Genomic DNA, 23,488 nt, shown 5'->3' on the forward strand with positions numbered 1-23,488 from the left:
TCTACTATACATAAATTATATTAATATTTATTAGGTTATATTATAGAAACTGACGGTAAAGAGGCTCTTACTGTCGACGTTCAAAAGCAAGGCGTATAGCAAGCCCCGTTAAAACACTTGCCATAAGCCAACGCTGTACTCGTAGCCACGTCGGGCGTGTGCCAAACCATTTTGCAATTTTACTTGCTGTACATACAATTAGGAGGTTAACTATAAAGCTAACAGTGATTTGTGTAAGGCCCAAAACTGCACCTTGAAAAAGCAACGATCCCTTCTCTGGATCTTCAAATTGAGGTAGAAGTGATACATACAAAATAGCAATCTTTGGATTCAGAAGATTCGTCATGAGTCCCATCAGAAATAATTTCCTTGGTGGCTCATTAGAAATCGTACGAGGTTTCATAATAGATGTAGCACCAGGTTTTATTGAATTCCAGGCGAGCCAGAGCAAGTAAGCAGCACCTGCCCACTTTACTGCTTCATATACAGCGGGAACAGCAACGAATAGAACTGTAAGTCCAAACATAGTTGCGATTATATAGATTACAAATCCGAGCATGATGCCCAATAAAGAAATAAATCCCGCCATACGTCCCTGCGTAATGGAACGGGAAATGAGGTAAATCATATTAGGCCCAGGTGAACAGACCATGCTAAGCGAAACAATTGCAAAAGCTACCAAGGTACTCAAGCTGACCATAAACCTTCCCCCTTTATGTTACATAAAATTTCCTATTGTACATTTTATCATGATTGAGGAGAGAAAAGATTAATATAAATCGATGCAGCTAAGTAATATTATCGAATCGAATGTATTGTAATCACATACTTCTCATTCTCTTAAGTAAGGATCTAAGAGTACCCTATCCATAGAGCTACTAAAACCACTACAAATAAAGCAAAACAACATGTGATATTTCGAATCCATTTTTGTATATCACCAAAATACCTTTCTATAAATATAGCGTTGATAGTAAGCATAAGAAATAAAACAAAGAAAGGCAGCGAGGTATAGGTCCATTTTTATCTTCATGGCTGGAATTATACCCCTTACCAAACTTCTAAATAAAATGTATAGCTGAGTAGTTACCTTATTTTTCAAAAAAAATTCTAATTATTTCTTTTTCACTTCTTCTACAAATTCCCATGTCTCTCCGTTATCTTTTGATTGATAAAGTGCACTACTATCGCCATTGTAGTCTCCATCTGCCCCTTGTCCAACTAACATATTAAAAACCCCATCTTTCTCATATGGCATACTAGGTGAATCAAAAGGACTTATTGTGGACTGTGTATGATCTAATTTCACTTCATGCGGCGGATATTCTACCTTTTTGAAAGATACTCCCCCATCATCTGTGCGATATAACTCTCCTTCATTACCAGAAGGCCTAATTGCTCCTAAAAATCCAAGTTTATCATTTATAAAAGTGATTCCTGATACACTACCAATCCCCCCATTAAATGGGTCTGGATTGATAACCTCCCATGTTTTCCCTTCATCACTAGTCTTGCTTAATGAATAAAAGGCGCTCCCTAATGCTTTATCTGTCATATTTAGTTTATAACCAACTTCTTTCGATAGGAAAAACTGTTCTTTTTCATTCTTTAAATCTTGTTGTTTCTTCTCTTTAAGCACATCTTCTTTTGGAGGCGTCTTTGATTTACTCCAACTTGCGTCACTTATTAAATTATATCTAGCAGGGACTAGCTCTTGCTCTTTTCCAGGGACAAATATAGATACAGTATATCCAATGATATCAGAAGCTGCTTTTTTAAGACTCTGCCCCTTACCATCCTCAGTAATATTAATAATTCCCTCTGTATTGGATCCCCAATTTCTTTTTCCATAATAAATCAACCCATACTTATTTTCATTCCATTTTCTAACCGTTTGCTTAACTGGAATCGCCTTAACCGTTTCAATTAAAGGTTCTACTAATTTATCATCATTATAATCAGGCTTTGCGTATCCGTCTCGTATTATAGTAATATCTTCTGACTTCTTCTTATTATAAGAGATTAAATAAGTTTCTTCTTTCCCATCATCATTTTTCCCATAAACAAATGTATCAAACGCTGTGATTGTTCCATCTGAATGAAATGTAAGATCAAAATCAGTTGCCATATACAATTTCTTTGGCAAAGGATATTTTTTATTTATATCTTCAAAAATACCTTCTACTCCAGACTTATATATATTATTATGTTTAAGTTTAACTGACCTTTCATGTTTTAACTTTTCTATAAACCATGCCAATTTACCATTGTAATTTATTGCACTTTTATAAATCTGCATCCCATAAAATGATGTAATTGCAACAATAATGATAATAGAAATGGATCTCCATGCTATTGAATTTGTTAATTTTTTAGATTCATATTCTCTATTTTTTATCACCCGCATTGTAGTAAATGTAGTTATGGATATAAAAAGTACTATACATAATAACAAAATGTAAATATTATAATTCATTCTTCCGTACTTACAGTATAAGGCCAAATCATAACAAAAAATCCCATATACAATTATTAGTATTGGGTTTGTTACTAATGACAGAAGTATCCTTTTTGTATTTTCTCTAAATATAGAAACCACCCCTAATTACATGAATTACTGATATTAAGTATACTTTATTGTAAAGTAACAAAAAAGCTATTTAATCTTGCCGCAAAAAATACAATAGACATCTTTCTATTAAAGCCGTTTACAAATCTAGTTGTTTCATAGACAATGGATTTTTGAGTGAATACTAAAGTTGCTTCATTTATATGAATTACAAATCCAAGCATGATGCTCAATAAACAAAATAAATCCTGCCATACGCCCCTACGTAATGGAATGAGAAATAAGATAAATCAAAATAGGCTCACCATACTAAGTGAAACAAGCGCAAAAGCTAGCAAAGTACTCAGGCTCACCATAAACCTTCCTTCTTTATCTTACATAAAATTTCCTATTGTACATTTTATCCTGATTGTGGAGAGAAAAAATTAATATAAACCGATGCAACTAAGTAATATTATCGAATCGAATGTAGTGTAATCACATATTTCTCATTCTCTTAGGTAAGGACTAAAAATAACCTATCCATAGAGCTACTAAAACCACTACGAATAAAGCAAAGCAACATGTAATATTTCGAATCCACTTTTGTATATCATCAAAATACTTTTCTATAAATGCAGTGTAAATAGAAAGCATAAGAAGTAGCACAATGAAAGTAAAGGATCCCAATTTATCGTTAAATTTTTCATTAGTAAATGTACTTACATGAAGGAATAGAAAAACAAACGTTACTATGAATAGCTCAAATAATCTTTTTTTATTCAATCTGCCACCACCTTACAGCAATTCCCTTTTATTCCATTTTATCAGAACATACTGTGTAGCAGTATATGAATATTATATTCATTTCAAAAAGGCCAACAATACAAGATCGTTAGCCTCTAATTTCCATATTCGCACCTTTTATCACTTTACTTCCTAACAACAGGAATCCACATTTCACCAAATACTAAGCCATTTCTCTGCTCCATCTCAACCGTTGTATTCGGTCCACCAACATAGGCAAAATCCTTTGCTTCTGGTAAAGCTTGACCGAAGGCGATGCCAGTAAGCTTATTACTTAGCTCTTCAGCCGTTTTGTCTTCCCCTTTCACTACTAAGTATTCTCCCCTCGGAAACTGAATCACTCTAGATTCTTCTTCTATTTGTGCTTCTGTCATGACACCCGCATAATACATCATTTTGTTATTCACCGCTTCGCTCACGGAAAAAATGTATTCATTTGTAGCTAAAGCTTTTAAAGTGTCCAGCCTTCCATCTTCTTTAACAGCCGACCAAAAGTCTTCCTTTTCTTTATTTATTCCAGCAAAGTCTGTGTATTCACTCTTAATTTCAGTTCCAATACCTAACACAATAAAGCTATCTTTTTCTTCTATAGTATAATTTTTCATATTCAAAACCTGCCTCTTTTTTTATTAATCAAACGATTTATCTTTTCATCTGATACGTTTATAATACCTTTAAACCATGTCAAAAAATGATACTGTTTAGGAGACCAAAATGAAAAAAGTTGAACGGATTAATACAATTATGCGGTATATCAACAACCGCTCTCACTTTACAATTTCTGAAATTATACAAGAATTTAACATATCACGGTCGACAGCTATTAGAGACATTAGAGAAATTGAAGCTATGGGAATGCCACTTGTCGCTGAAGTTGGGAGGACCGGGGGATATTTTGTTATGCACAACTCTATCCTGCCCGTTGTTCGCTTTACTGATAATGAAGTGAAAGCTCTTTTTATTGCCTTTATGGCTACGAGGAATCAACAACTTCCCTACCTAAAGAGTCGTCAATCTTTAGCCGAAAAACTACTAGGACTCATCTCAGAAACCCAGCAAGATGATCTCGTTCTTTTAAATCAACTCTTGCTTTTCCAAGGGACTAACCCTCATAATCCCGATCTCCTTGAGCTTTCTGATCTCCCCCATCCTATGTTAGAAAAACTCATTCAAATCCTTCTTTTGGATAACCATTTATTGATTACTATGAAAGAAGATGAAGAAATCAAGTCTTATCCAATTTATCTATTGCACCTTTATCAAGAAAAAAGCCATTGGATCATTGAAGGGTTTGACTTAAAAAAAGAAAAGAAGATAATGTTTCCTGTCGATGACCTCACCAATATCGAACCATACACGACGAAAAAAAGGCTAAATAAGAAAAAGATTTTAGAAAAACTAAGTAAGAAGGACGAAATAATCAACTTGGTACTTGAACTTGGACCAAAAGCAATTGCCCAGTTCAAAAAATACCATCCTTTAAAAATTTCAATATCTTATACTAATCCTTACCAATCCACAGCCATTTTAAAAACTTTTATCAATATTAACAATCCCGATGAAGTGACGGAAATAATAAATTGGCTGCTTTTTCTAGGGAAGGATATTAAAATCAAAGAAATACCCGATGAAGTATTAGCAGATTTAAAAAAACGAGTGTGCTTATACATTCCATAAGCAGTGAGCCTCAAATATTAAACTTTATCACTGGACAATTATCCTATTTTTAAATACCATTTCATTTACTATAATGAGAGCATAATAAATAATAAAAGCACGGAAAATCTCCCGTGCTTTTCTAAATATATATTATTCCTGAAGGTTTCGTTTATCTCGTTTCTTACCCTAACTGACGTTTAAATGCTTTACTGGCGAAAATGTAAGAGATAACCATTATACCTACGCACCAAGCGAGCGCAATCCAAATGTCGTTGCCAACAGTTCCTTCATATAATAAAGCACGGATCGCATTCACGATTGAAGTTACAGGCTGATTCTCAGCAAATGCACGAATAATTTTTGGCATCGTTTCAGTAGGTACGAAGGCCGAACTAATAAATGGAAGAAAGACTAGCGGGTACGAGTAAGCAGTCGCCCCTTCCATAGACTTCGCTTTCAATCCTGGAATGATAGCTAGCCATGTTAGCGCCAGCGTAAACATCCCAAGTATCCCAGCTACCGCGAGCCAATCTAGAATATTAGCACTAGAACGGAAACCCATTAAGAGTGCAACAATAATAACCACCACGATAGTAAGTACATTAGCAACTAGAGAGGTTAAAACGTGAGCCCACAATATCGATGAGCGCTTAATAGGCATCGTAATGAAACGTGCCATCAGCCCACTCTTTACATCCGAAAATAGTCGCACAGAAGTGTAAGCTACACCGGATGCGATAGCCATTAGCAAAATTCCCGGCAATAAATAATTAACGTAGTTTTCCGTTCCAGTTTTTATTGCGCCGCCAAACACGTAAACAAATAATAGCATCATCATAATCGGTGTAATCGCTACTGTAATAATTGTATCCGGACTGCGCATAATGTTACGCATTAAACGACCTAGTAATACACCTGTTTTACTTTTCATTTACATCCCCTCCTTTTTACCGATAATCGCAAGAAAGATTTCTTCCAATGTCGGTTGCTTTTCGATATACTCTACTTTTGCTGGCGGGAACATCTCTTTTAGTTCAGCAAGAGTACCTGTCGTAATAATTTTTCCGCCATGCAAAATAGCGATACGGTCTGCCAGTTGTTCTGCTTCTTCCAAGTACTGAGTCGTAAGAAAAATAGTTGTACCGCTACCGGCAAGCTCCTTAACTGTATCCCACACTTCGATTCGCGCTTCAGGATCAAGTCCAGTCGTTGGTTCGTCAAGAAAAATAACTGCTGGCGCCCCAATCAAACTCATCGCGATATCAAGCCGGCGCTTCATTCCGCCTGAATACTGATCTGCCCTTTGGTTTGCCGCATCAGTCAGGCTAAATCTTGCAAGTAGATTGTCAGCAACTTGAGCGGGATTGGAAACACCACGTAACTTGGCGATCATTATCAAGTTTTCCCTCCCAGTCAGCATACCGTCTAAAGCTGCGAACTGCCCTGTCAAACTGATACTTTGACGAACATGATCTGGTTGACGCTGTACATCAAATCCGCAAATACTTACTTCACCGCTATCTTGCTTCATTAGTGTCGAAAGGACGTTGACCGTTGTCGTCTTTCCCGCTCCATTTGAGCCTAGCAGCGCGAAAATTTCTCCACGCTGCACCTCAAAATCTACCCCTTTTAAAACTTCCTTGTCTTTAAAGGATTTTTTCAAGCCTTTTACAGAAATCGCTGCATTACTCATACTTTTTTCCTCCCTATAAAGTGAAATTTTAATCAGTGGGGGTTTTGTTCATCCCCCACTGATTATTAGTTGAATCAATCGGGCTTTTACGGGCAGTTGATCGCCCACCTAACTTCTTTGCTTACGCTGAATTTTGAGGTGAGGGTCTTACTGCCCGTTAATGCGGGATAAAAATGTTTTGCGAAGATAATTTATTTACCTCTATCTATTTAGTATCACTGATATTCTGTATTACTTAGTACCGAGTTAAAAATATAACTGAATAGCTATGGTGGCAATTCATATGTGTAACCAGCTAATCAGTCGGTACTACTTATTCCATTTATTTTTTTCTCAATTTCTTCATAATACTTTCATTCAAATCTTCACGATACTTGGAGACGTAAGTTTTAGCGTTTGCCACTAGTTCGTCAGCAAAGGAAGCCACGTCATCCCCAGTAATGTCAAGCACTTGTCTTCCTTCCGCTGCACCCGCTTCGAACAAATCGATTAATTCATACTGTATGTGTAACATATCCATCCCGTTACCCGCTGAGAAATTCCACATGTAGTTTTGAATTTTCTTAAATACAAATTGGTAGTCCTCTGGCAGAGCCTCAACTCGTGCCATCATCATTTTGTACTCTTTTTTATCACCAATTAACTTTTTGAACATTTCTAACATCTTATTTTCCTCCTTTTTTATAAAACCGAACAAGAAATTCCCAAAGTATCGGCCAGAACATTTTATCTTATGAACCTATTTTGACTTCAAGACGTTAATTTTTGACGATACAAAATCCCATTTTTTCCAAAACAATTCAAGCTCCTGGCGGCCTTCTTCATTTAATGAATAAAACTTACGAGGCGGTCCCATATCTGATGGTTTCTTTTCAATATTTACAAGCTTTTTCTTCTCTAATCGTACGAGGATAGTATACACCGTACCTTCCACAACTTCTGTAAACCCAAGATCATTCAGGTGGCGGGTAATCTCATAGCCATACGTTTCACGGCGACTAATGATTTCCAGTACACACCCTTCCAGTGAACCTTTCAGCATTTCAGTTAAATTTTCCATGTCCAGATCCTCCTTTACCCCCTATTCTGTCTGACTTATATTCAGTATCACAGAGTACTAAGGCGAATTTTTTACTGAGTAGTTTTTGTGAATCCGAACTATTCAGTATCACTTATTACATCTACATTGTATGACTAAGTAGTTATGGATGTCAACTGATTTTTAAATTTTTTCTAAAATCCGCTATTACCTATTGTCTACTGAAAATATTTTGAGAAACAACACTACTCAGTATTGCTTACTACAAGTACATTGTATGACTAAGTAGCGATGAATGTCAACTCGATTTTTATATTTTTTCTAAAATCAACTATTACCTATTCGATACAGCCTATTTTCTTTTTTTATTTTGCCCCATACCTATCCCACTAAGAAAAGAAAATACCCCAAAACAAAAAATTCTACATTTTTATTTTGGGGCGCTATACTATACCAAAGTTAATGAATATGGCTAGCTCTTCTTATTAATAAGACAGATCATTTTTTGTTACGATAACATCATAGCCATGTCTTCTGCTGCATTTGTAATCAGTTTTAAACCGAATGTTTCTTGTAATACATCAAGTACGCCAGGTGAAATAAATTCAGGAGCCTTTGGACCGATGCGAATATCTTGAATCCCAAGACTAAATAGCCCTAGTAAAATAGCAACCGCTTTTTGTTCAAACCATGATAGGACAATACTTACTGGCAATTCATTCACTTCACATTGAAAAGCATCAGCTAAAGCAGCCGCTATTTTCACTGTAGAAATTGAATTATTGCACTGTCCTAAATCAATGTAACGCGGAATTTCCGTACCAGGTACAACACCGTAATCCACATCATTAAAGCGGAATTTCCCGCAAGAAGTTGTTAAAATAACCGTTTCTGGCGGAAGTGACGTTGCTAATTCACGATAATATTCTCCGCCTTTTCCCGGTGCATCACAACCGGCGATAACAAAGAAACGCTTTATTTTCCCTTCTTTTACTGCGTCAATAATTTCTGGAGCTAATGATAATACTGTATTATGATGAAACCCTGTCACTAACTGTTCATCCGACTCCATATGTACTTCTGGAAGTTCTAGCGTTTTTTGAATTAATGGTGTAAAATCATCATTTTCAATTTTTTGTACACCTTCTAAACCTGCAATATCATATGAAAAGAATCGATCAGAGTATGATCCTTTAATTGGCATAACACAGTTCGTTGTAGCTAATATGGCACCAGTAAATTTTTCAAAAAGGCGTCTTTGATCATACCATGCCTTACCGATGTTTCCTTTTAAATGTTTATATTTTTTCAGCTGCGGGTATCCGTGTGCTGGTAGCATTTCAGAATGTGTATAAATATTAATGTCTTTTCCTTCTGTTTGCTTTAATAGTTCTTCTAATGCAAATAAATTATGGCCCGTAACTACAATTGCTTTACCTTCTACACGATTTTGTGTAATTTGGACAGGTTCTGGCACACCAAAATGATTCGTATGTGCCTCATCCAATAACTCCATCACCTGTAAAGCTGATTTCCCAACTTTCATAGCCATATCAATATGCTCTTGTTCGTTAAAATTAGAATTTGTTAATGTCATATATAAAGCTTCTTGTGTTGTAGCATCTACAAATGCATCCGTATACCCTAGCTGAGCAGCATGAGTACGATAAGCCGCAATTCCTTTTAACCCAAACACAATCGTATCTTGTAAACTAGCAATCGTTTCATTCTTGCCACACACACCCATTACTTTGCATCCACCTGTTGGCGTTTGTTCACATTGATAACAAAACATATCATCCCACCCTCTCCCAATCATTCATTACACCTTAAGCATAATACCCATTGAAAAAAAGTGATGTGATATCAATCACAATAATATATAAAGATTTGTGACAGTTCATATTGTTGACATAATATTTTTATTGACACTAAAAAATACATTAGTGTGCACACACCTTTCGATACTTTTAAATAGCTAAATAATTAATTTGGAGAAATATATACAAAGAAAAAATTTTTTTGAATCCCTTATACAAATAGTTGCAATTCATCACATATGAAAATAGACATACAAATACGCTATTCTTTCTATCATTCAATAGAAAGAGAATAGCGTATTTTTTATTTTAAGGAACTATCATTTTTTTATTAAAGCCTTTATTGTAAACCTCTTTATTTACAATACATTTACACTATCTTAACATTACTTACATTATTTATATGATATATTTATATAGAAGCTACTTAAGAAATTTCATATACATTTTATCTTTATGATCTCTAATCTAATCAATAAAAAGATCATGTTATATTTTTATAACAGGGGTGAATTACGATGACTGAAACTTTAAAAACACTTATAATGCTTGATGCTACTTACGTTGTTATTGCAATTATGACAGTACTAGTATTTGTATACTTGGAATTAAAATCTCAGTAATATATGCTGGCGTAATCGACAGATTCAGCATTTAAATATAGTTAGAAGAAAGAGAGGAGAAAATTATTTCTCCTCTCTTTTGTATTTCTACAATTTCTTATTTTAATAAATCCAATGTATGTAAAAGTAATCCCTTGTCTCCTACTTCTCCATGACCAGGTACTACCGAATTTATATTTCCATATCGCTTCAGCACATTTTCAATCGATGTAGACCATTCATTTACGTACGCATCCGCAACATTTCCTAAATCTTTAGCTTCCGCAGATTTTACTAAACAGCCTCCAGCTAAAATTTGATATTGTGGCAACCAAACAACAATATTATCTTCTGTATGTCCTTTCCCTGGATAGAACGTTTCTACTTTTGTATTGCCAAACTTCAAACTCGTAATTGTTTGTAAATCTCCAAGCGGCTCTTCATATCCACTTTTCTTTGCTAGTTCTGCGGTTAATGCTGTACTATGCGCTTTAATGCCTCTTTCTTTCAACGCTGTTATTCCGCCAATTCGATCAGCGTGCGCATGTGTAATAATGACATCCGTTACGCACTTCTGAAATTTCTTTTCTACCATTTCTATTAGTTCCTTCGTTAACTTATCATCCCAAGAAGAATCAACAAGTACTAAACCTTTAGAAGTATTAAGAACTAGACCGTTCGAAGGAACTGCTTCTCCATTAAAATAACCTAACTCCGTATGAACCCATACATTCTTGTTTAACTGAGATATTGAAATGGTTCCCGTCTCATTTTTTATTACTTTTTGCTCTACCTTTTGTGATGCTTGTACAGAAGAAATCGTGCTAACAAATTGAGTTGTTCCTAGTAAACTTACACATAATCCTACTTTTAACAACGTATTCTTTTTCATGTTATCAACCCTTTCTTTCAAGCTAAATAGTTATTACCTATATTAGACAATTCATCTCAAATGTTTGTTCCATCTTCATTTGCATACTTTTATGTAATTAACAAAAAAGCGTACAAAATTTTGTACGCTTTAAAACTTAATCTTCCATTCCATAATTCTCAAACTCTTCCTCATTCCCATAAAATACATTCAAATCAATATACTTTTCTTTTCCATTATAACCGCTTAATCTCCCGCGGTTCGTGTATTGCCAAAACGTCCATTTTCTCTCATCAGATAAACTTGTTTTTGTAAGAACACTACGAATCCATATATCACATTTTGGATACGCATCCTTTATATATAAATCATACGCCTCTTGCGTTGCATACAATATTACTTTCTTATCGTAATGTTTTTCTAGCATTTCAATCATGACCGCCAACTCTTTCGTAACATCTTCACGCTTAGGTGGATTATCTTTTTTGTTAGCGTAAAACTCAACATCAATCACGGGTGGCAGTGCTTGTTTATATTTTGGAACAGTTCGTATAAATTGCTCTGCTTGTGTTTCACCCTTACTATCGAAACTAAAAAAATGATACGCTCCGATACGCATATCTGTCTTATTCGCATTCCTCCAATTTTTCGAAAAGTACTCATCCACAAACGAACTTCCTTCAGTCGCCTTTATAAACGCAAACTTCATATTTTGCTTTTCCAACTCTCTCCAATCTATATCCCCTTGATACGATGCGACATCTACACCTTTTATTTCATACTTATCAGCACTTATTTGATTCGGAATGAATATGCCTTGAAAAACTAAGTAAACGACAACACTTATTACACTAATTAAAGTAAAGATTCCTCCTATAAAAAGCTTCTTTTTCATTCATATCACCCATCTTTACAAATTAAAATTCTACTTACCATTCACGCTTTTTATTAATTTTCATTTTTTCTTTAAACGCCTTCTCTAAATCAATATTTAATTTATTTGCTAAATCACATACATTCCAAATTACATCAAACATTTCTAAACCGATCTCTCTTTTCGCATCTTGTATTGTATCACGCTTTAATATGACTTCCGCTAATTCACCTAATTCCGCTATCGTATATATCGTACGCTCTTCAATTGTTGTGTCTTGAAATCCTTTTTTTTTACTGAAATTTGATACATACCTCTGAAATTCCACAATATTCATACTTAATCTCCCCTCATTACAAATACTCCATTTTTCTATTACCCTTAAAATCAAAATTGCATTTTGTTAAATTATAACATTCAGACTATAATTTATTTATAGCCTATTAACGGAGGTGTTTTCAATGACTCTCTTCGCTTCCCCATCATTATTCATAGTGGCAATCCTTTCATTTGCACTAGCTTATTTCATTGGAGTAAAACAATACACTTGGCTCTTATCAGGATTCAACGAACGCCGCGTGCCTGATAAAGTGAAGTTATCAAAAATAGTTGGTCTTTATAATTTAGTTGCTGGTGTCATTGCCACAATCGGTAGTGTCTTCACTACTCCTAATGTCACAATCGTTATTCCTATCATTATAATTGGACACTTTATTATCGCCGCTTATGTAAATACACGCATGGTGCAGTGAAAAAAGATCACCCAAATGGATGATCTTTTTTATAATTTATCAACATATTGCTTCGCTTCTAGTAAGGAAAAACCAAAAGCTTCTCTTACTCTCTTAACTGCTGTAATTTTTTTGCCTTCTTCTACAAGCTGACGTAGTTCTTTATTAATTTCAGGTTCTCTTTCTATAATTCCCATTTCTTTCGTAATTAATTGTAATCTATCTTCAATTCTCTTTAAACGCGCATCATTTTTCTTTTCAATTGTAGTTAATTTTTCAGCGATATAAATGAAACCAAAGGCTACTATCGGTATAACCATCCAGAATTCCATGAATGTTCCCCCTTACTAACTTTCATTTGTTTTATCTCACTAACTTATGTAAATTTTACCACATAACACATTTAATGTATAATATCACTATATCAAACTGTTAATAAAACCTATTATTTTAGGGGGACACTTTATGAAAAGATTTTTATATACGTTACTTCAATTTGTAGTTCTTTCAATCGTGCTACATTTATTATTTGATATAGTGGGTTGGCTGGTTTTCAATGCACCAATTAAAAACAAACAAATCATTATTTCTTTAATAACAACCTCATGGGTTATGTACATGTACCGCGATAAATTTTTTCAAAAGTTCACTTCAAACTAACTAAAAGAGAAAACACTTCATTGGTGAATGACGGAGTGTTTTCTTTTTTTACTACTGTATAATAAAATTAATATTCTGTTTTTAAAAGAAGGAGTCACCATGAACTTAAAAAGTAGCAATATATACGAGAAAATGAACCAATATTCCGTTGTAGGTTTAAGCCTCGCTGTTATACGTAATGGCAAACTAGATGAAGCGACTGCCTTTGGAACACTTGAAGCTGGAACAACTAGAGCTGTTACTACAAATTCTCTCTTTAATTCTTGCTCTATTAGCAAATTCATCACTACAATGCTCGTACTAACATTATCAGAGCATGGTATCGTGCATTTAGATGAAGACGTAAATGATAAACTCACATCTTGGAACATTCCTACCAATCTATTTACTTCACAAAAAAGCATCACTTTGAGAAACTTATTAAGCCATCAATCTGGACTCATTGATCCACCTAATAGTTTTGAACATTATACACCTGCAAAAGGATTACCTAATATGTCTGAGCTCCTTTCCGGTAAAACACTATATTGCCCTGTACCTATAGAGGTAGCTTATAAACCAGAAAGTGAATTTCATTACTCGGACGCAAACTTTTGTATAATCGAACTACTACTAGAAGATATTACAGGAAAATCATTTAGTCAGTTATTAGAAGAACATATCTTCCAGCCACTACAAATGAAAAATAGTACACTCTTCTCTCCAAAAGACATAGATAAAACCGATGTTTTTGCTTGCGGCCATAATAAAGATGGAACTGTAACAAATGAGAGATTTCCATTTTATCCATTCGCAGCTGCTTCAGGTATTTGGACAACACCAACTGACTTATCAACTTTAGTAATTGAAATTATTCATTCCTTACAAGGAAAGGGCAAACTAAAACTTTCTCAAAAATTAGTACTAGACATGATTTCTCCTCAAGGTTGTTCAAAATGGACTGGATTAGGTGTTTTTCTAGATGATTCTAATGAAGAATTACAGATTTATTCACTCGGATGGGGCGTTGGATTTCAATGTATGATGGTTTGTTATCCATACTGCGGGAATGGGGCTGTTATTATGACCAATTCCGATTTAGGTGTTCATCAAATGGAAGGGATCATTGGTGAGGTTGTAAAAACGTTATCCTTATAATGAAAATAAAGAAGCTGTTCCTTCCAGCTTCTTTATCTATATAACATTTTTCGCAACAATTTTTATATGTTCTGGTGCGATAATTTCCGTTATACTTTCCTGGAAATCTTCATGTAACATTTCTTCCAAATGTTCTAACTGCACTTCAACATGAGTGCATTCTAAATTATGTATATTTAATAGTGCATAATGATCTTTTTTCTTAATTACTAAATATTGATTTTCCTCTGTCACAAGTACAGAACCTAATCGGACTCCTAGTAAGCGTTGATCATCAAACTTCATAATTACTTCTCCTTCCCTCATATAAACGAAACTACAATTAAAATAATTACATTTATGGAAAAAAACACTTATTTTGACTATATCATAATTTGCTAAAATATAAATATCATTTTTCCTTTTAATAAAGTGAAACTTTAATCAGTGGAGGCCTTACTGCCCGTTAATGTGGGATGAAAATCCCTATTTTTTCATATATTTCGATACAAAAAACTTTCTCAACATAAAATTAGAATTTTCAGTTTTTATTTTTATGAAAATCTATTATAATAAAGTTAATAAATGTTTGACCTCTCCTAATTCATGTACATATGGATGATCAGTAGTTATTGCTACTGATCTATTTTTTTGATTTCAGAAAGCAAATATGCTGCATCCTTTCCTACACCACAAATAAGTGCGGAACCCCTTTGAGATTGCCATGGCAAACCGATATAATACAATCCTCTTACTGGACTAATTCCCTTTATATGATTAGGAAATCCTTTCTCATTCACTGCCTGTTCAATTTCAATCCAATTATAATTTTGAACAAAACCAGTTGACCATATAATGCTTTCTGCACTATAAATATTACCATTCTGAAACATAATGTTATCTCCTGATGCACTTACTACTTTTTCTTGCAGTTTGATTGCTCCATTACGAATAAGTTTCTTACCTTCAAAACCGAAAATAGGGTCCTTTCTCTTCTGAAACCATCTCCCCCTCTTTGTATTTATTTCAGCGTACAATAAACCCACTCTTTCTAGCAGATTAAAAATACTTTTTCCAAAAAGTTGTAACGGTAAAAACGTTAAAGGATGACTAATAGACATCGTAACTTCATGAGTTTTTGCAAGTTCTACTGCGATTTGCATTCCTGAATTTCCGCCCCCTACTACAAGTACCTTCCCCTGTGGAATTTGCGATAATGATTTATATTGTGATGAATGTATTTGAAAAATATGTGGTGAAAGATTTTCTGAAAACGAGGGAATAAATGGATGCTGAAAACCACCTGATGCGATAATAACTTTTTTCGTTTGTAAAATTTCTGTAGGAGTGTGTAATTCAAATATTTCTTTTTCTTTCTTTATCTTTAAAACTTCCGTTTGCAATTGTACCGGTAATTGAAAATGTATTGTATATTCTTCTAAATAAGTTGCAATTTCATCTTTATATGGAAATTCATTTTTTTCACCTATTAACGCCATACCCGGCAAGCTACTGTAAGACCTTGGGGTAAAAAGTTGCAAAGAATCATATCGATTTCTCCATGAATTACCAACCCGTTTTCCTGCCTCAAGTAATAAAAAATTATATCCTACCTGCTTCAAGTAGTATCCTATTGTCAATCCCGCTTGACCAGCTCCAACAATGATTGCATCTAACATCTTTTCCCTCCTCCTTACAACAAATGAATATATGCTCATTTGTTCATGTATTTTATCATACGATTTATTTTTCAATAATTCAATCTGTTTAACAACATGAAAAAGAGCAGTTCACTACTTTATGAACTACTCTTCATTCCATTTACCACGTAACTACACTACTTAACCCATGAATATTTGTATATGAATCCTTTCTACTCCGACAATTTTCCCTCATAAAATATAATTCTATTTAAAAACGGATCAATCACAGTTAATTCGCTTGTCCCCCAAGATGTTATTTCTATATCAGGCTTCGAATAAGCATATTCTTTACTTGATAATACAGCATGATAAGCCTTTACATTATCTATTTTGACCCGAATTGCACCACCTGGTGAAGCATCCCCATGATGCTCAGATAAATGTATCACAGTATCATCTAACGAAATTTGTATATATAATGGCATATTTTCCTCATACCGATGTTCCCAATCCAGTTTAAAACCTAAAAAATTCAAGTAAAATAACTGAGCCTTTTCAACATCAAAAATTCTAAATATAGGTGTAATCATTTATAACTTCATCTCCTATTTATAAACATCCGCAGCCAATTCCCTCAAAACTTCTACATTCACTACTTCAAAACAACCATTGTTTTTCTTGATTATATTTTTATCACAAAAGAGATTCAAAGTACGTAATAAATGCCGATAACTCGTTCCTAACAATTCCGCTATTTCCGTTAAATTCCCACTAAACACAATTCTATTTTCATGCTGAACTGCTCGTTCCCCTGCTGCTAACATGTAACTCGCAAGTCTATTTTCAAGCGGATACAATAAATTAATTGTACTGTTTTTTGAAAGTCGGTTTAATTTATGTGCTAATGATCCGCAAATACATCTTAAAAATTTCGCATCATGAAATAGCTTATTTCTCACTTTTCCTAAAGGTAACCCCACACAATACGAATCTGCCATCACTTGTACGTTTGAAGTGATTCTTTGAGAATGAATTAACTCCACATCTCCAAGTAACTGCAAACTATCGTAAAAACATAATAATACCGATTTCCCGTTACTTAATGTGTTAAACGCTTTCGCTTTTCCTTCAACAAAGAAATATAAATAATCTATCTCTTCATTTTCTCTACAAATAAACTCATTCTTTTTAAAAAATATAAGTTCCATATATGGCTTCATATCATTACTAAAAAATGAATCAATATTATTTTGCTTCATATACTCTGCTAATTTAATAGAATTACATACTTTCTTCATAGTCCCCCACCTTTACAACTCATCCCCATTGTAATCAAAATTTTCTTCTTCCACTATGACATATGTCATAACAATACACAATTTCAGCATGATACAGTCATTACAAATATGAAATATAAAGGGGATATTACATTGTATAACTTTCTTTCTGTCTTTATTGGTGTGCTCATCGCCGTTATGCTTCCATTGAATGGAATTTTATCCGAGTTAATTGGGAAGTATACAGCAAGCGTTGTCATTCACCTTGTCGGTTTAATTGCAGTTATTTTCATTTTAATCTTAAACAAACATAAAATTCATTTCGATAAAAGTATTCCGCTTTTTTTATATAGCGCTGGAGCAATTGGAGTATTCACTGTTCTTTTTAATAATATAAGTTTCTCCGTCCTCGGTGCCTCTATTACAATCGCATTAAGTTTACTCGGTCAATCTATTGCTTCCATCGTTATTGATCATTTCGGCTTATTAGGAATGAAAGTTGCAAAGTTTGAAAAGAAGAAACTAGTTGGATTAGCATTCATTTCTTCTGGGATTATTATCATGACAATTTATTAATGGGGGACGAAAATATGTTATATATTACTATCGCTATTTTAGCTGGTGTTTCTATCGTTGTTGCTAGAATTATTAACGCGAATTTAGCAAAGGAAATTGGAAACTGGGAAGGCACGTTTTTCAATTATATTACTGGATTATTTTTCTCTATGTTATTTTTAATTTTCAGTTCAGATTCATTGTATATTCCTATTCATACGTTGCAATCTATTCCTATCGCCGTGTATTTAGGCGGATTAGTAGGCGTTATCGTTATTTCATTATCCAACTATATTACTCCTAAAATATCAGCCTTTTATTTAACATTACTCATCTTTATCGGACAATTATTTGCGGGGACTATTATTGATTTCTTCCTGACAAATGAACTCTCAATCGGTAAAGTTATCGGTGGCATTTTCGTATTAATTGGGCTCACTTACAATTTACTCATAGATCGCCCGATAAAAACTGTGAAGCATAACCAAGTTCAACTATAATACTTTACGCTTACCTATCATATATTAATAGAAAAGCTCTTCACACGAAGTAATAGAGAGGAGAAAACCCTATTAAAAAAATTATTTTATTGCTAGGTAGCGTATTAATTATTTCTGGAATTGTATGGTTTATAAACTCGGGAAAATCTATTCAAGATCTCTATACTGCAAATCAACCGAAAAAGAAAGCTACTATTATTTCAAGCTCGCGAGATCCAAATGAGCCCCCTGTTTTTTTAGGAAAACAGGAAATAAAAGATATACATGTAGAATCAATTAAAACAAAAAAGGATATCTTTCTCACAAAAACAGATGAATTAAAAACGTTTATTACGAGTATGAATACCGCAAAAAAAGGAAAATTAACATTGGATGAGGAAGGATCAGATTTAATAGATTGTGATATGTGGATTACATTCGAAGATGGAACTTATAAAAAATATTTCATATGGGTAGTTGATCATCACAATAGCGAAGTGATGATTGCGCAACAAGATACTCCTGATGATGTAAACCTTACGTATTACCAATTAAATGAAGACAATTCGAAAAAAGTATATAACTTATTCAAAAAAATTATTTAAACGAAAAAGTCATGAGCACGCGAGCTCATGACTTTTTGCACTATATATACTCAGGGAACACTCTACAACCCTTTTCCTGCTCTATATCATGGCCAAAGAAAACAATCGGTTTCTCTTTCGTCACAACTTCTTTTAAACGTTTAATTGAAGATAAAGCTAATTCTGGATCAAATCCTGCGAACGGCACTTCATCTTCAAAATTCTCTTTCGTGTACGATGCGTCAATCGTTAATAAAACTGGACCGGATTGCTCCGTCTCAATGAATAACGACTGATGGCCTGGAGAATGCCCTGGCGTATACAATAATTGAACACCGGGTACCACTTCATAATCCCCTTCAATAATTTTGTAGTTCAAATGCAGTAATATACATTCGTCCATATATTCTTCTCTATGAAGTGCTGCCTCATATTCCGTTCGTTGTACAATAATCGGTGTATTTGTAAAAGCACCGTTTCCTCCTGCATGATCAAAATGTAAGTGAGAACTAATAATATATAGAAGGTCTTCTGGCTCATACCCTACACGCTTTAAAATATTGACAATTCTATCTTCTTCAGTCATTTTCGGTAAGATCTGTCCTTCAACAAATGTACCGTTAAAAAGCCCTGCATTATTAACTGCACTTTCTGGCATACCAGTGTCTACTAAAATAGGACCTTCTTCCGTCTCCAAAAGATAACACCAAACCGGCAAGTCTAATAGTTTCCCTGGAGTTAAAGTACCGTTAACAGACGAATGATCCAACATACAACGACCTGCTGGGATGAAATAAAGTTTCTTTACTGTCATTATGTATCCACCTTTACATTTAGTTTTGGATAAAGTAATACAGTAAAAAATTCTTCTTTTTAGAAATAAACTCCTTCTAGACTATCAGTACAGCTTGCATAAAAATGAAACATTAACACCGATTAACGCTGAAAACTTAAAGAAAGCACATGCACTACTTGAAAGCGGGCACACCATTGGAAAAATCGTATTAGAGAAATTTTAATCATGATAGTGACAGATAGTATGTAAAATTATATTAACGATTTTTCGAATATATCTATCATAACGTACAATATATCAACGATTTTTCAAATATATCTATCACAAACCAAATTATATCAACGATTCGACAAGGTATATCGATTTATCGACAAATAACAACAATAAGAAAAGGCTGTTCCAGATGAACAGCCTTTTCTTTATTTACTTGAAATCTCTTTATTATTTTGAACGTCTAACGGAGCTCGCTTTCCTATTCCAAAAGCATAGAAACTAATTGTAACGATAGCTAAGAAAATAATACCTACAACTAATGAAATACGAGTATCATCGTTAAACCACATTCCGATTAATACCATAATTAAAAAGGCAATCGTTAAATAGTTTGTTACAGGAGCAAATGGCATTTTGAACGGATGATCTTTCATCTCTGCTCCCTTTTCTTTTCTAAAATTAATTTGACTAATTAAAATGACAAACCACGGTACCATACCAGGGAGTACACTCGCACTATATACATATACGAATAAATTTTTCGGTGCGATGTAACTTAAAACAACACCAACCGCCAGACCGATAATTACGCCAACTGTACCGAATAAAGGTACACCATTTCCAGAAAGTTTCGTGAAATATTTCGGTGCTTGTCCATTTACACCTAACGTATAAAGCATACGTCCAGCACTATAAATACCACTATTACAACCAGACATTGCCGCTGTAATTACAACGAAGTTAATAAGTCCAGCTGCTGCCGTAATACCAACTTTCGCAAAAGTCGCTACGAACGGGCTACCAATTGTACTTAATTGATCCCACGGATATACAGTTACAATAACGAAAATAGCACCAATATAGAATATTAAAATACGCCAAATTGTACTTTGAATCGCTCTTGTAAGTGTCTTCTTCGGATTTTTCGCTTCGCCAGCAGTAATTCCGATTAATTCCACACCTTGATACGCTCCAACTACAAGTGATAATGCAAAGAAGAATCCTGAAAAACCACCTGTAAAGAAACCGCCATTTGACCAAAGATTAGATATGCCAATCGCTTCTCCGCCGTTACCAATTCCAAAGAAAATAAGGCCAAACCCTGCAATAATCATTAATAGAATCGTAACGATTTTAATCATCGCAAACCAAAATTCAAATTCACCAAATGACTTAACAGAAATTAAGTTAGCTGCGCCAAGAATAACCATTGCGATTATACCTGGTATCCAAGCTGGTAAATCCGGGAACCAATATTGCATATACGCTCCAACCGCGATAATTTCTGACATCCCAACGATAACCCACTGGAACCAGTTACTCCAAGCTGTCATATAACCAGCTAGCGGATGAATATACTTATGACCGAACGTCGCAAATGAGCCTGTACTTGGCTCCATATACAACATTTCTCCCATGGCACGCATGATGAAGAAGATGAAAATACCTGCAATTGCATAAGCAAGCATTACTGACGGACCTGTCCATTTAATTGTGCTGGCTGACCCCATAAACAAACCAACACCAATCGTTCCGCCTAAAGCAATCATTTGAATATGACGTGCTTCTAAACCTCTTTTCAATTCTTTGTTTGCCACTTCACTTCCCCCTCTTAGATGATTCATAGCCGCATTTTAAAACAAGATGCTTTCCCCTAATTCCTTTCGGCCCTGAAAATGATGAAGCAAACGTCATTTTACACTAGCTTTAAAGCTATCCTAAAATCGTTTTGTGCTCCTAATAAAATTCTCAAAACCTTTCATCTTCCAATATTCTATAAATCTTAAAATTACTTACCTTATATTAATTCATTAATCTGAAAAATTCAATTATTTTTTCAATAAATCAATATGCATGATCGCACTTAATTTTTAACTAAATTAACAATAAAATACATCTATTCAATATGATTCCGGCATGTATATTATTACAATATAAATAACCGAGGAGATCTTATCTTCCTCGGTTTCATACTTCATGCACTTCAATCTTCATAGTTGATAACGTAATTTCCCAAACGCTAGATTCATATACCAATCAGAAATTTAATATATTAATAAATTACTAACTTCTTTAGTCCAGTCCAATTTTGAGGCATAAAATATAAAAGAGTCTCATTAAAAAATGAGACTCTTTTACGATTTCATATTTAAATCGATTTCGAAGTTTTCTTACCAAAGATAAACACTTTAGTAAACATTGCCATTATAACTACAATAACCAGAAAATAAAGTGGCATCACCAGTAACGAGCCTGTATGCAGCTGACTCATTCCCCAAATTGTCATCGTTACAATTACATAGTACCCTAAACTAAACAATGCACCTGCTGTACCAATAACATCTTGAAAATCTACTAACGCTAAACTTAAACAGTTAGGTAACGCTACTCCAATCCCTAATAACAATATAAACATCGCTATTAAAAATACAACCATATATATAACATTCGGATTTGATCCAACAAACGTAATAACAGATAAAAGGATAGCTCCTCCTATCATTACGAGACAACCGATATATATAATTTTCTCTGGTTTATAAGTAGCAAGTAAACGTTTTGAAACTTTCGCTCCAACAATAGAAGCAGACGCTACAACAATTCCTAAAAATCCATACATACTAGGTGATAATTGAAAGTATTCAATAAAGATAAACGGCGCTTCTGCATAATAGCTAAATAAAACACCATTTGCTCCTCCAATTAATAGCCCATATGTTACTACTTTCGGATTTGTAATTAATCTTTTCAATACTGAAAAGACATTTATTTCATTTGTCACTGAGTCCGTTTTTGTTTCTGGAAGAGAAACAAACGTATACAGAAAAATCCCGACACTCATAACAACTAAACTTAAAAATACTATTTTAAATCCAAACATTTGATCAAGAAAGCCACCAATTAACGGTCCTATAGCTGGTGTAAAAGCAATGACTGCCGAAATTTGAGCGAACATAACATGCCGCTTATGCCCTTCTACACTTTCCCGAAGAATCGTTTGTGTAACCACGGATCCTGCACTTGCTCCAAACGCTTGAATAAAACGACTTATCAATAAAACTTCAATGGAACTTGCAATATAGCATAAGAAACTCCCAGCGCCATATATGAAAATTCCAAGTAACATCGCTCGGCGACGACCAATTATATCTGATAACCACCCAATAAAAAATACACCTAACGCAAATCCAGCAAAATACACACTAAGTGTTAACTGCACCTCATTATTACTTACATGTAACGCCTTTGAAATGTCCGGTAAAGACGGTGTGTAAATCGTTTCACTAATTTGCGGAAATGCGACAAGAATAATCATTAACAAAAGTGATGGTACTGAGACTTTTTTCATTTTTCATACCCTCCTATAACTTTGAAAATCTCAGAAATAAAAAGACTTTCCTTAGCTACGGAACAGGAGGGGCCATTATAGAAATTCGATCATAAAACAACAAAGAAAACACCTCAATTACGTATGTTAATACTTATAGGAGGGTAATATTAACATTGATTTTTAAATATAC

General features: G+C 34.1%; 27 protein-coding genes and 1 pseudogene. 7 read left to right on the forward strand and 21 right to left on the reverse strand.

The window, feature by feature from the left end; genetic code table 11:
• Window positions 1-67: 67 nt before the first annotated feature.
• The 5 genes and pseudogenes from AC241_RS16740 to AC241_RS16765 form a co-directional block, all read right to left on the reverse strand.
• Complete coding sequence (locus AC241_RS16740) at window positions 68-700, reverse strand: LysE family translocator (protein WP_029442885.1); 633 nt, start codon at window positions 698-700, stop codon at window positions 68-70.
• A 152-nt stretch (window positions 701-852) separates the two neighbouring features.
• Window positions 853-1,008, reverse strand: a pseudogene (locus AC241_RS16745) (DUF3963 domain-containing protein); the annotation flags it as partial.
• A gap of 106 nt (window positions 1,009-1,114) precedes the next feature.
• Window positions 1,115-2,599: a WD40/YVTN/BNR-like repeat-containing protein gene (locus AC241_RS16750; RefSeq protein ID WP_080990826.1), complete on the reverse strand. Its 1,485-nt coding sequence runs from the start codon at window positions 2,597-2,599 to the stop codon at window positions 1,115-1,117.
• Between the two features lie 477 nt (window positions 2,600-3,076).
• Window positions 3,077-3,334, reverse strand: a complete 258-nt coding sequence (locus tag AC241_RS16760; RefSeq protein WP_001036208.1) for a DUF3963 domain-containing protein — start codon at window positions 3,332-3,334, stop codon at window positions 3,077-3,079.
• 146 nt (window positions 3,335-3,480) lie between these two features.
• On the reverse strand, window positions 3,481-3,960 hold the full coding sequence (locus AC241_RS16765; protein WP_050844868.1) for a GyrI-like domain-containing protein: 480 nt from the start codon (window positions 3,958-3,960) through the stop codon (window positions 3,481-3,483).
• 109 nt (window positions 3,961-4,069) lie between these two features.
• On the opposite strand from AC241_RS16765, the gene AC241_RS16770 reads away from it, so the two are divergent.
• Window positions 4,070-5,032 carry a helix-turn-helix transcriptional regulator gene (locus AC241_RS16770; protein ID WP_043936312.1) on the forward strand — a complete coding sequence of 321 codons (963 nt, stop codon included), beginning with the start codon at window positions 4,070-4,072 and terminating at the stop codon, window positions 5,030-5,032.
• Window positions 5,033-5,195: 163 nt separating this feature from the next.
• On the opposite strand, the gene AC241_RS16775 is transcribed toward AC241_RS16770, so the two are convergent.
• The 8 genes from AC241_RS16775 to AC241_RS16810 form a co-directional block, all read right to left on the reverse strand.
• The gene (locus AC241_RS16775) at window positions 5,196-5,945 is read right to left on the reverse strand and encodes an ABC transporter permease (protein WP_029442888.1); all 750 of its coding nucleotides are present in this window, start codon (window positions 5,943-5,945) and stop codon (window positions 5,196-5,198) included.
• On the reverse strand, window positions 5,946-6,707 hold the full coding sequence (locus AC241_RS16780) for an ABC transporter ATP-binding protein (RefSeq protein WP_050844352.1): 762 nt from the start codon (window positions 6,705-6,707) through the stop codon (window positions 5,946-5,948).
• A 322-nt stretch (window positions 6,708-7,029) separates the two neighbouring features.
• Window positions 7,030-7,371, reverse strand: coding sequence for a DUF1048 domain-containing protein (locus AC241_RS16785; RefSeq protein ID WP_000891986.1), 342 nt, complete (start codon window positions 7,369-7,371; stop codon window positions 7,030-7,032).
• A 75-nt stretch (window positions 7,372-7,446) separates the two neighbouring features.
• Window positions 7,447-7,767 (reverse strand): PadR family transcriptional regulator, encoded by a 321-nt coding sequence (locus AC241_RS16790; RefSeq protein WP_000429488.1) that lies wholly within the window; start codon window positions 7,765-7,767, stop codon window positions 7,447-7,449.
• Between the two features lie 487 nt (window positions 7,768-8,254).
• Window positions 8,255-9,541: a hydroxylamine reductase gene (gene hcp, locus AC241_RS16795; RefSeq protein WP_016080816.1), complete on the reverse strand. Its 1,287-nt coding sequence runs from the start codon at window positions 9,539-9,541 to the stop codon at window positions 8,255-8,257.
• A 745-nt stretch (window positions 9,542-10,286) separates the two neighbouring features.
• The gene (gene bla2, locus AC241_RS16800) at window positions 10,287-11,060 is read right to left on the reverse strand and encodes a BcII family subclass B1 metallo-beta-lactamase (RefSeq protein WP_043936313.1); all 774 of its coding nucleotides are present in this window, start codon (window positions 11,058-11,060) and stop codon (window positions 10,287-10,289) included.
• A 136-nt stretch (window positions 11,061-11,196) separates the two neighbouring features.
• The gene (locus AC241_RS16805) at window positions 11,197-11,934 is read right to left on the reverse strand and encodes a glycoside hydrolase family 25 protein (RefSeq protein WP_043936314.1); all 738 of its coding nucleotides are present in this window, start codon (window positions 11,932-11,934) and stop codon (window positions 11,197-11,199) included.
• Window positions 11,935-11,968: 34 nt separating this feature from the next.
• Entirely contained in the window at window positions 11,969-12,250 is a 282-nt protein-coding gene (locus AC241_RS16810) for a MazG nucleotide pyrophosphohydrolase domain-containing protein (RefSeq protein WP_029442894.1), read from the reverse strand.
• Between the two features lie 124 nt (window positions 12,251-12,374).
• Here AC241_RS16810 and AC241_RS16815 point away from each other — a divergent pair, with 124 nt between their 5' ends.
• Entirely contained in the window at window positions 12,375-12,665 is a 291-nt protein-coding gene (locus AC241_RS16815) for a DUF3784 domain-containing protein (RefSeq protein ID WP_000171769.1), read from the forward strand.
• Between the two features lie 29 nt (window positions 12,666-12,694).
• On the opposite strand, the gene AC241_RS16820 is transcribed toward AC241_RS16815, so the two are convergent.
• Window positions 12,695-12,976: a hypothetical protein gene (locus AC241_RS16820; RefSeq protein WP_000397728.1), complete on the reverse strand. Its 282-nt coding sequence runs from the start codon at window positions 12,974-12,976 to the stop codon at window positions 12,695-12,697.
• 133 nt (window positions 12,977-13,109) lie between these two features.
• On the opposite strand from AC241_RS16820, the gene AC241_RS16825 reads away from it, so the two are divergent.
• Window positions 13,110-13,304 (forward strand): hypothetical protein, encoded by a 195-nt coding sequence (locus AC241_RS16825; RefSeq protein ID WP_016080811.1) that lies wholly within the window; start codon window positions 13,110-13,112, stop codon window positions 13,302-13,304.
• 99 nt (window positions 13,305-13,403) lie between these two features.
• Window positions 13,404-14,441, forward strand: a complete 1,038-nt coding sequence (locus tag AC241_RS16830; RefSeq protein ID WP_029442895.1) for a serine hydrolase domain-containing protein — start codon at window positions 13,404-13,406, stop codon at window positions 14,439-14,441.
• Window positions 14,442-14,477: 36 nt separating this feature from the next.
• Here AC241_RS16830 and AC241_RS16835 read toward each other — a convergent pair whose 3' ends face one another.
• From AC241_RS16835 to yeiL, 4 genes are all read right to left on the reverse strand, one after another.
• On the reverse strand, window positions 14,478-14,726 hold the full coding sequence (locus AC241_RS16835) for a hypothetical protein (protein WP_000666947.1): 249 nt from the start codon (window positions 14,724-14,726) through the stop codon (window positions 14,478-14,480).
• Window positions 14,727-15,055: 329 nt separating this feature from the next.
• Window positions 15,056-16,099, reverse strand: a complete 1,044-nt coding sequence (locus AC241_RS16840; RefSeq protein WP_050844354.1) for a flavin-containing monooxygenase — start codon at window positions 16,097-16,099, stop codon at window positions 15,056-15,058.
• 194 nt (window positions 16,100-16,293) lie between these two features.
• Complete coding sequence (locus tag AC241_RS16845) at window positions 16,294-16,653, reverse strand: glyoxalase superfamily protein (protein WP_050844356.1); 360 nt, start codon at window positions 16,651-16,653, stop codon at window positions 16,294-16,296.
• A gap of 15 nt (window positions 16,654-16,668) precedes the next feature.
• Window positions 16,669-17,361 (reverse strand): transcriptional regulator YeiL, encoded by a 693-nt coding sequence (gene yeiL / locus AC241_RS16850; RefSeq protein WP_016080807.1) that lies wholly within the window; start codon window positions 17,359-17,361, stop codon window positions 16,669-16,671.
• 108 nt (window positions 17,362-17,469) lie between these two features.
• Here yeiL and AC241_RS16855 point away from each other — a divergent pair, with 108 nt between their 5' ends.
• From AC241_RS16855 to AC241_RS16865, 3 genes are all read left to right on the forward strand, one after another.
• Entirely contained in the window at window positions 17,470-17,916 is a 447-nt protein-coding gene (locus AC241_RS16855) for a DMT family transporter (RefSeq protein ID WP_015000769.1), read from the forward strand.
• Between the two features lie 14 nt (window positions 17,917-17,930).
• Window positions 17,931-18,395, forward strand: coding sequence for a DMT family transporter (locus AC241_RS16860; protein ID WP_000965812.1), 465 nt, complete (start codon window positions 17,931-17,933; stop codon window positions 18,393-18,395).
• An 89-nt stretch (window positions 18,396-18,484) separates the two neighbouring features.
• A complete protein-coding gene (locus AC241_RS16865) occupies window positions 18,485-18,979 on the forward strand; it encodes a hypothetical protein (RefSeq protein WP_029442898.1) in 495 nt (164 codons plus the stop codon).
• A 40-nt stretch (window positions 18,980-19,019) separates the two neighbouring features.
• On the opposite strand, the gene aiiA is transcribed toward AC241_RS16865, so the two are convergent.
• The 3 genes from aiiA to AC241_RS16880 all read right to left on the reverse strand — a co-directional run bounded on the left by aiiA (window position 19,020) and on the right by AC241_RS16880 (window position 23,316).
• Entirely contained in the window at window positions 19,020-19,772 is a 753-nt protein-coding gene (gene aiiA / locus AC241_RS16870; RefSeq protein ID WP_050844358.1) for a quorum-quenching N-acyl homoserine lactonase AiiA, read from the reverse strand.
• A 401-nt stretch (window positions 19,773-20,173) separates the two neighbouring features.
• A complete protein-coding gene (locus AC241_RS16875) occupies window positions 20,174-21,565 on the reverse strand; it encodes an amino acid permease (RefSeq protein WP_001284410.1) in 1,392 nt (463 codons plus the stop codon).
• Between the two features lie 551 nt (window positions 21,566-22,116).
• The gene (locus AC241_RS16880; RefSeq protein WP_043936321.1) at window positions 22,117-23,316 is read right to left on the reverse strand and encodes a multidrug effflux MFS transporter; all 1,200 of its coding nucleotides are present in this window, start codon (window positions 23,314-23,316) and stop codon (window positions 22,117-22,119) included.
• Window positions 23,317-23,488 lie beyond the last annotated feature (172 nt).

Source organism: Bacillus thuringiensis, assembly GCF_001182785.1.
In the GTDB taxonomy this organism is placed as follows: Bacteria; Bacillota; Bacilli; order Bacillales; family Bacillaceae_G; genus Bacillus_A; species Bacillus_A thuringiensis_S.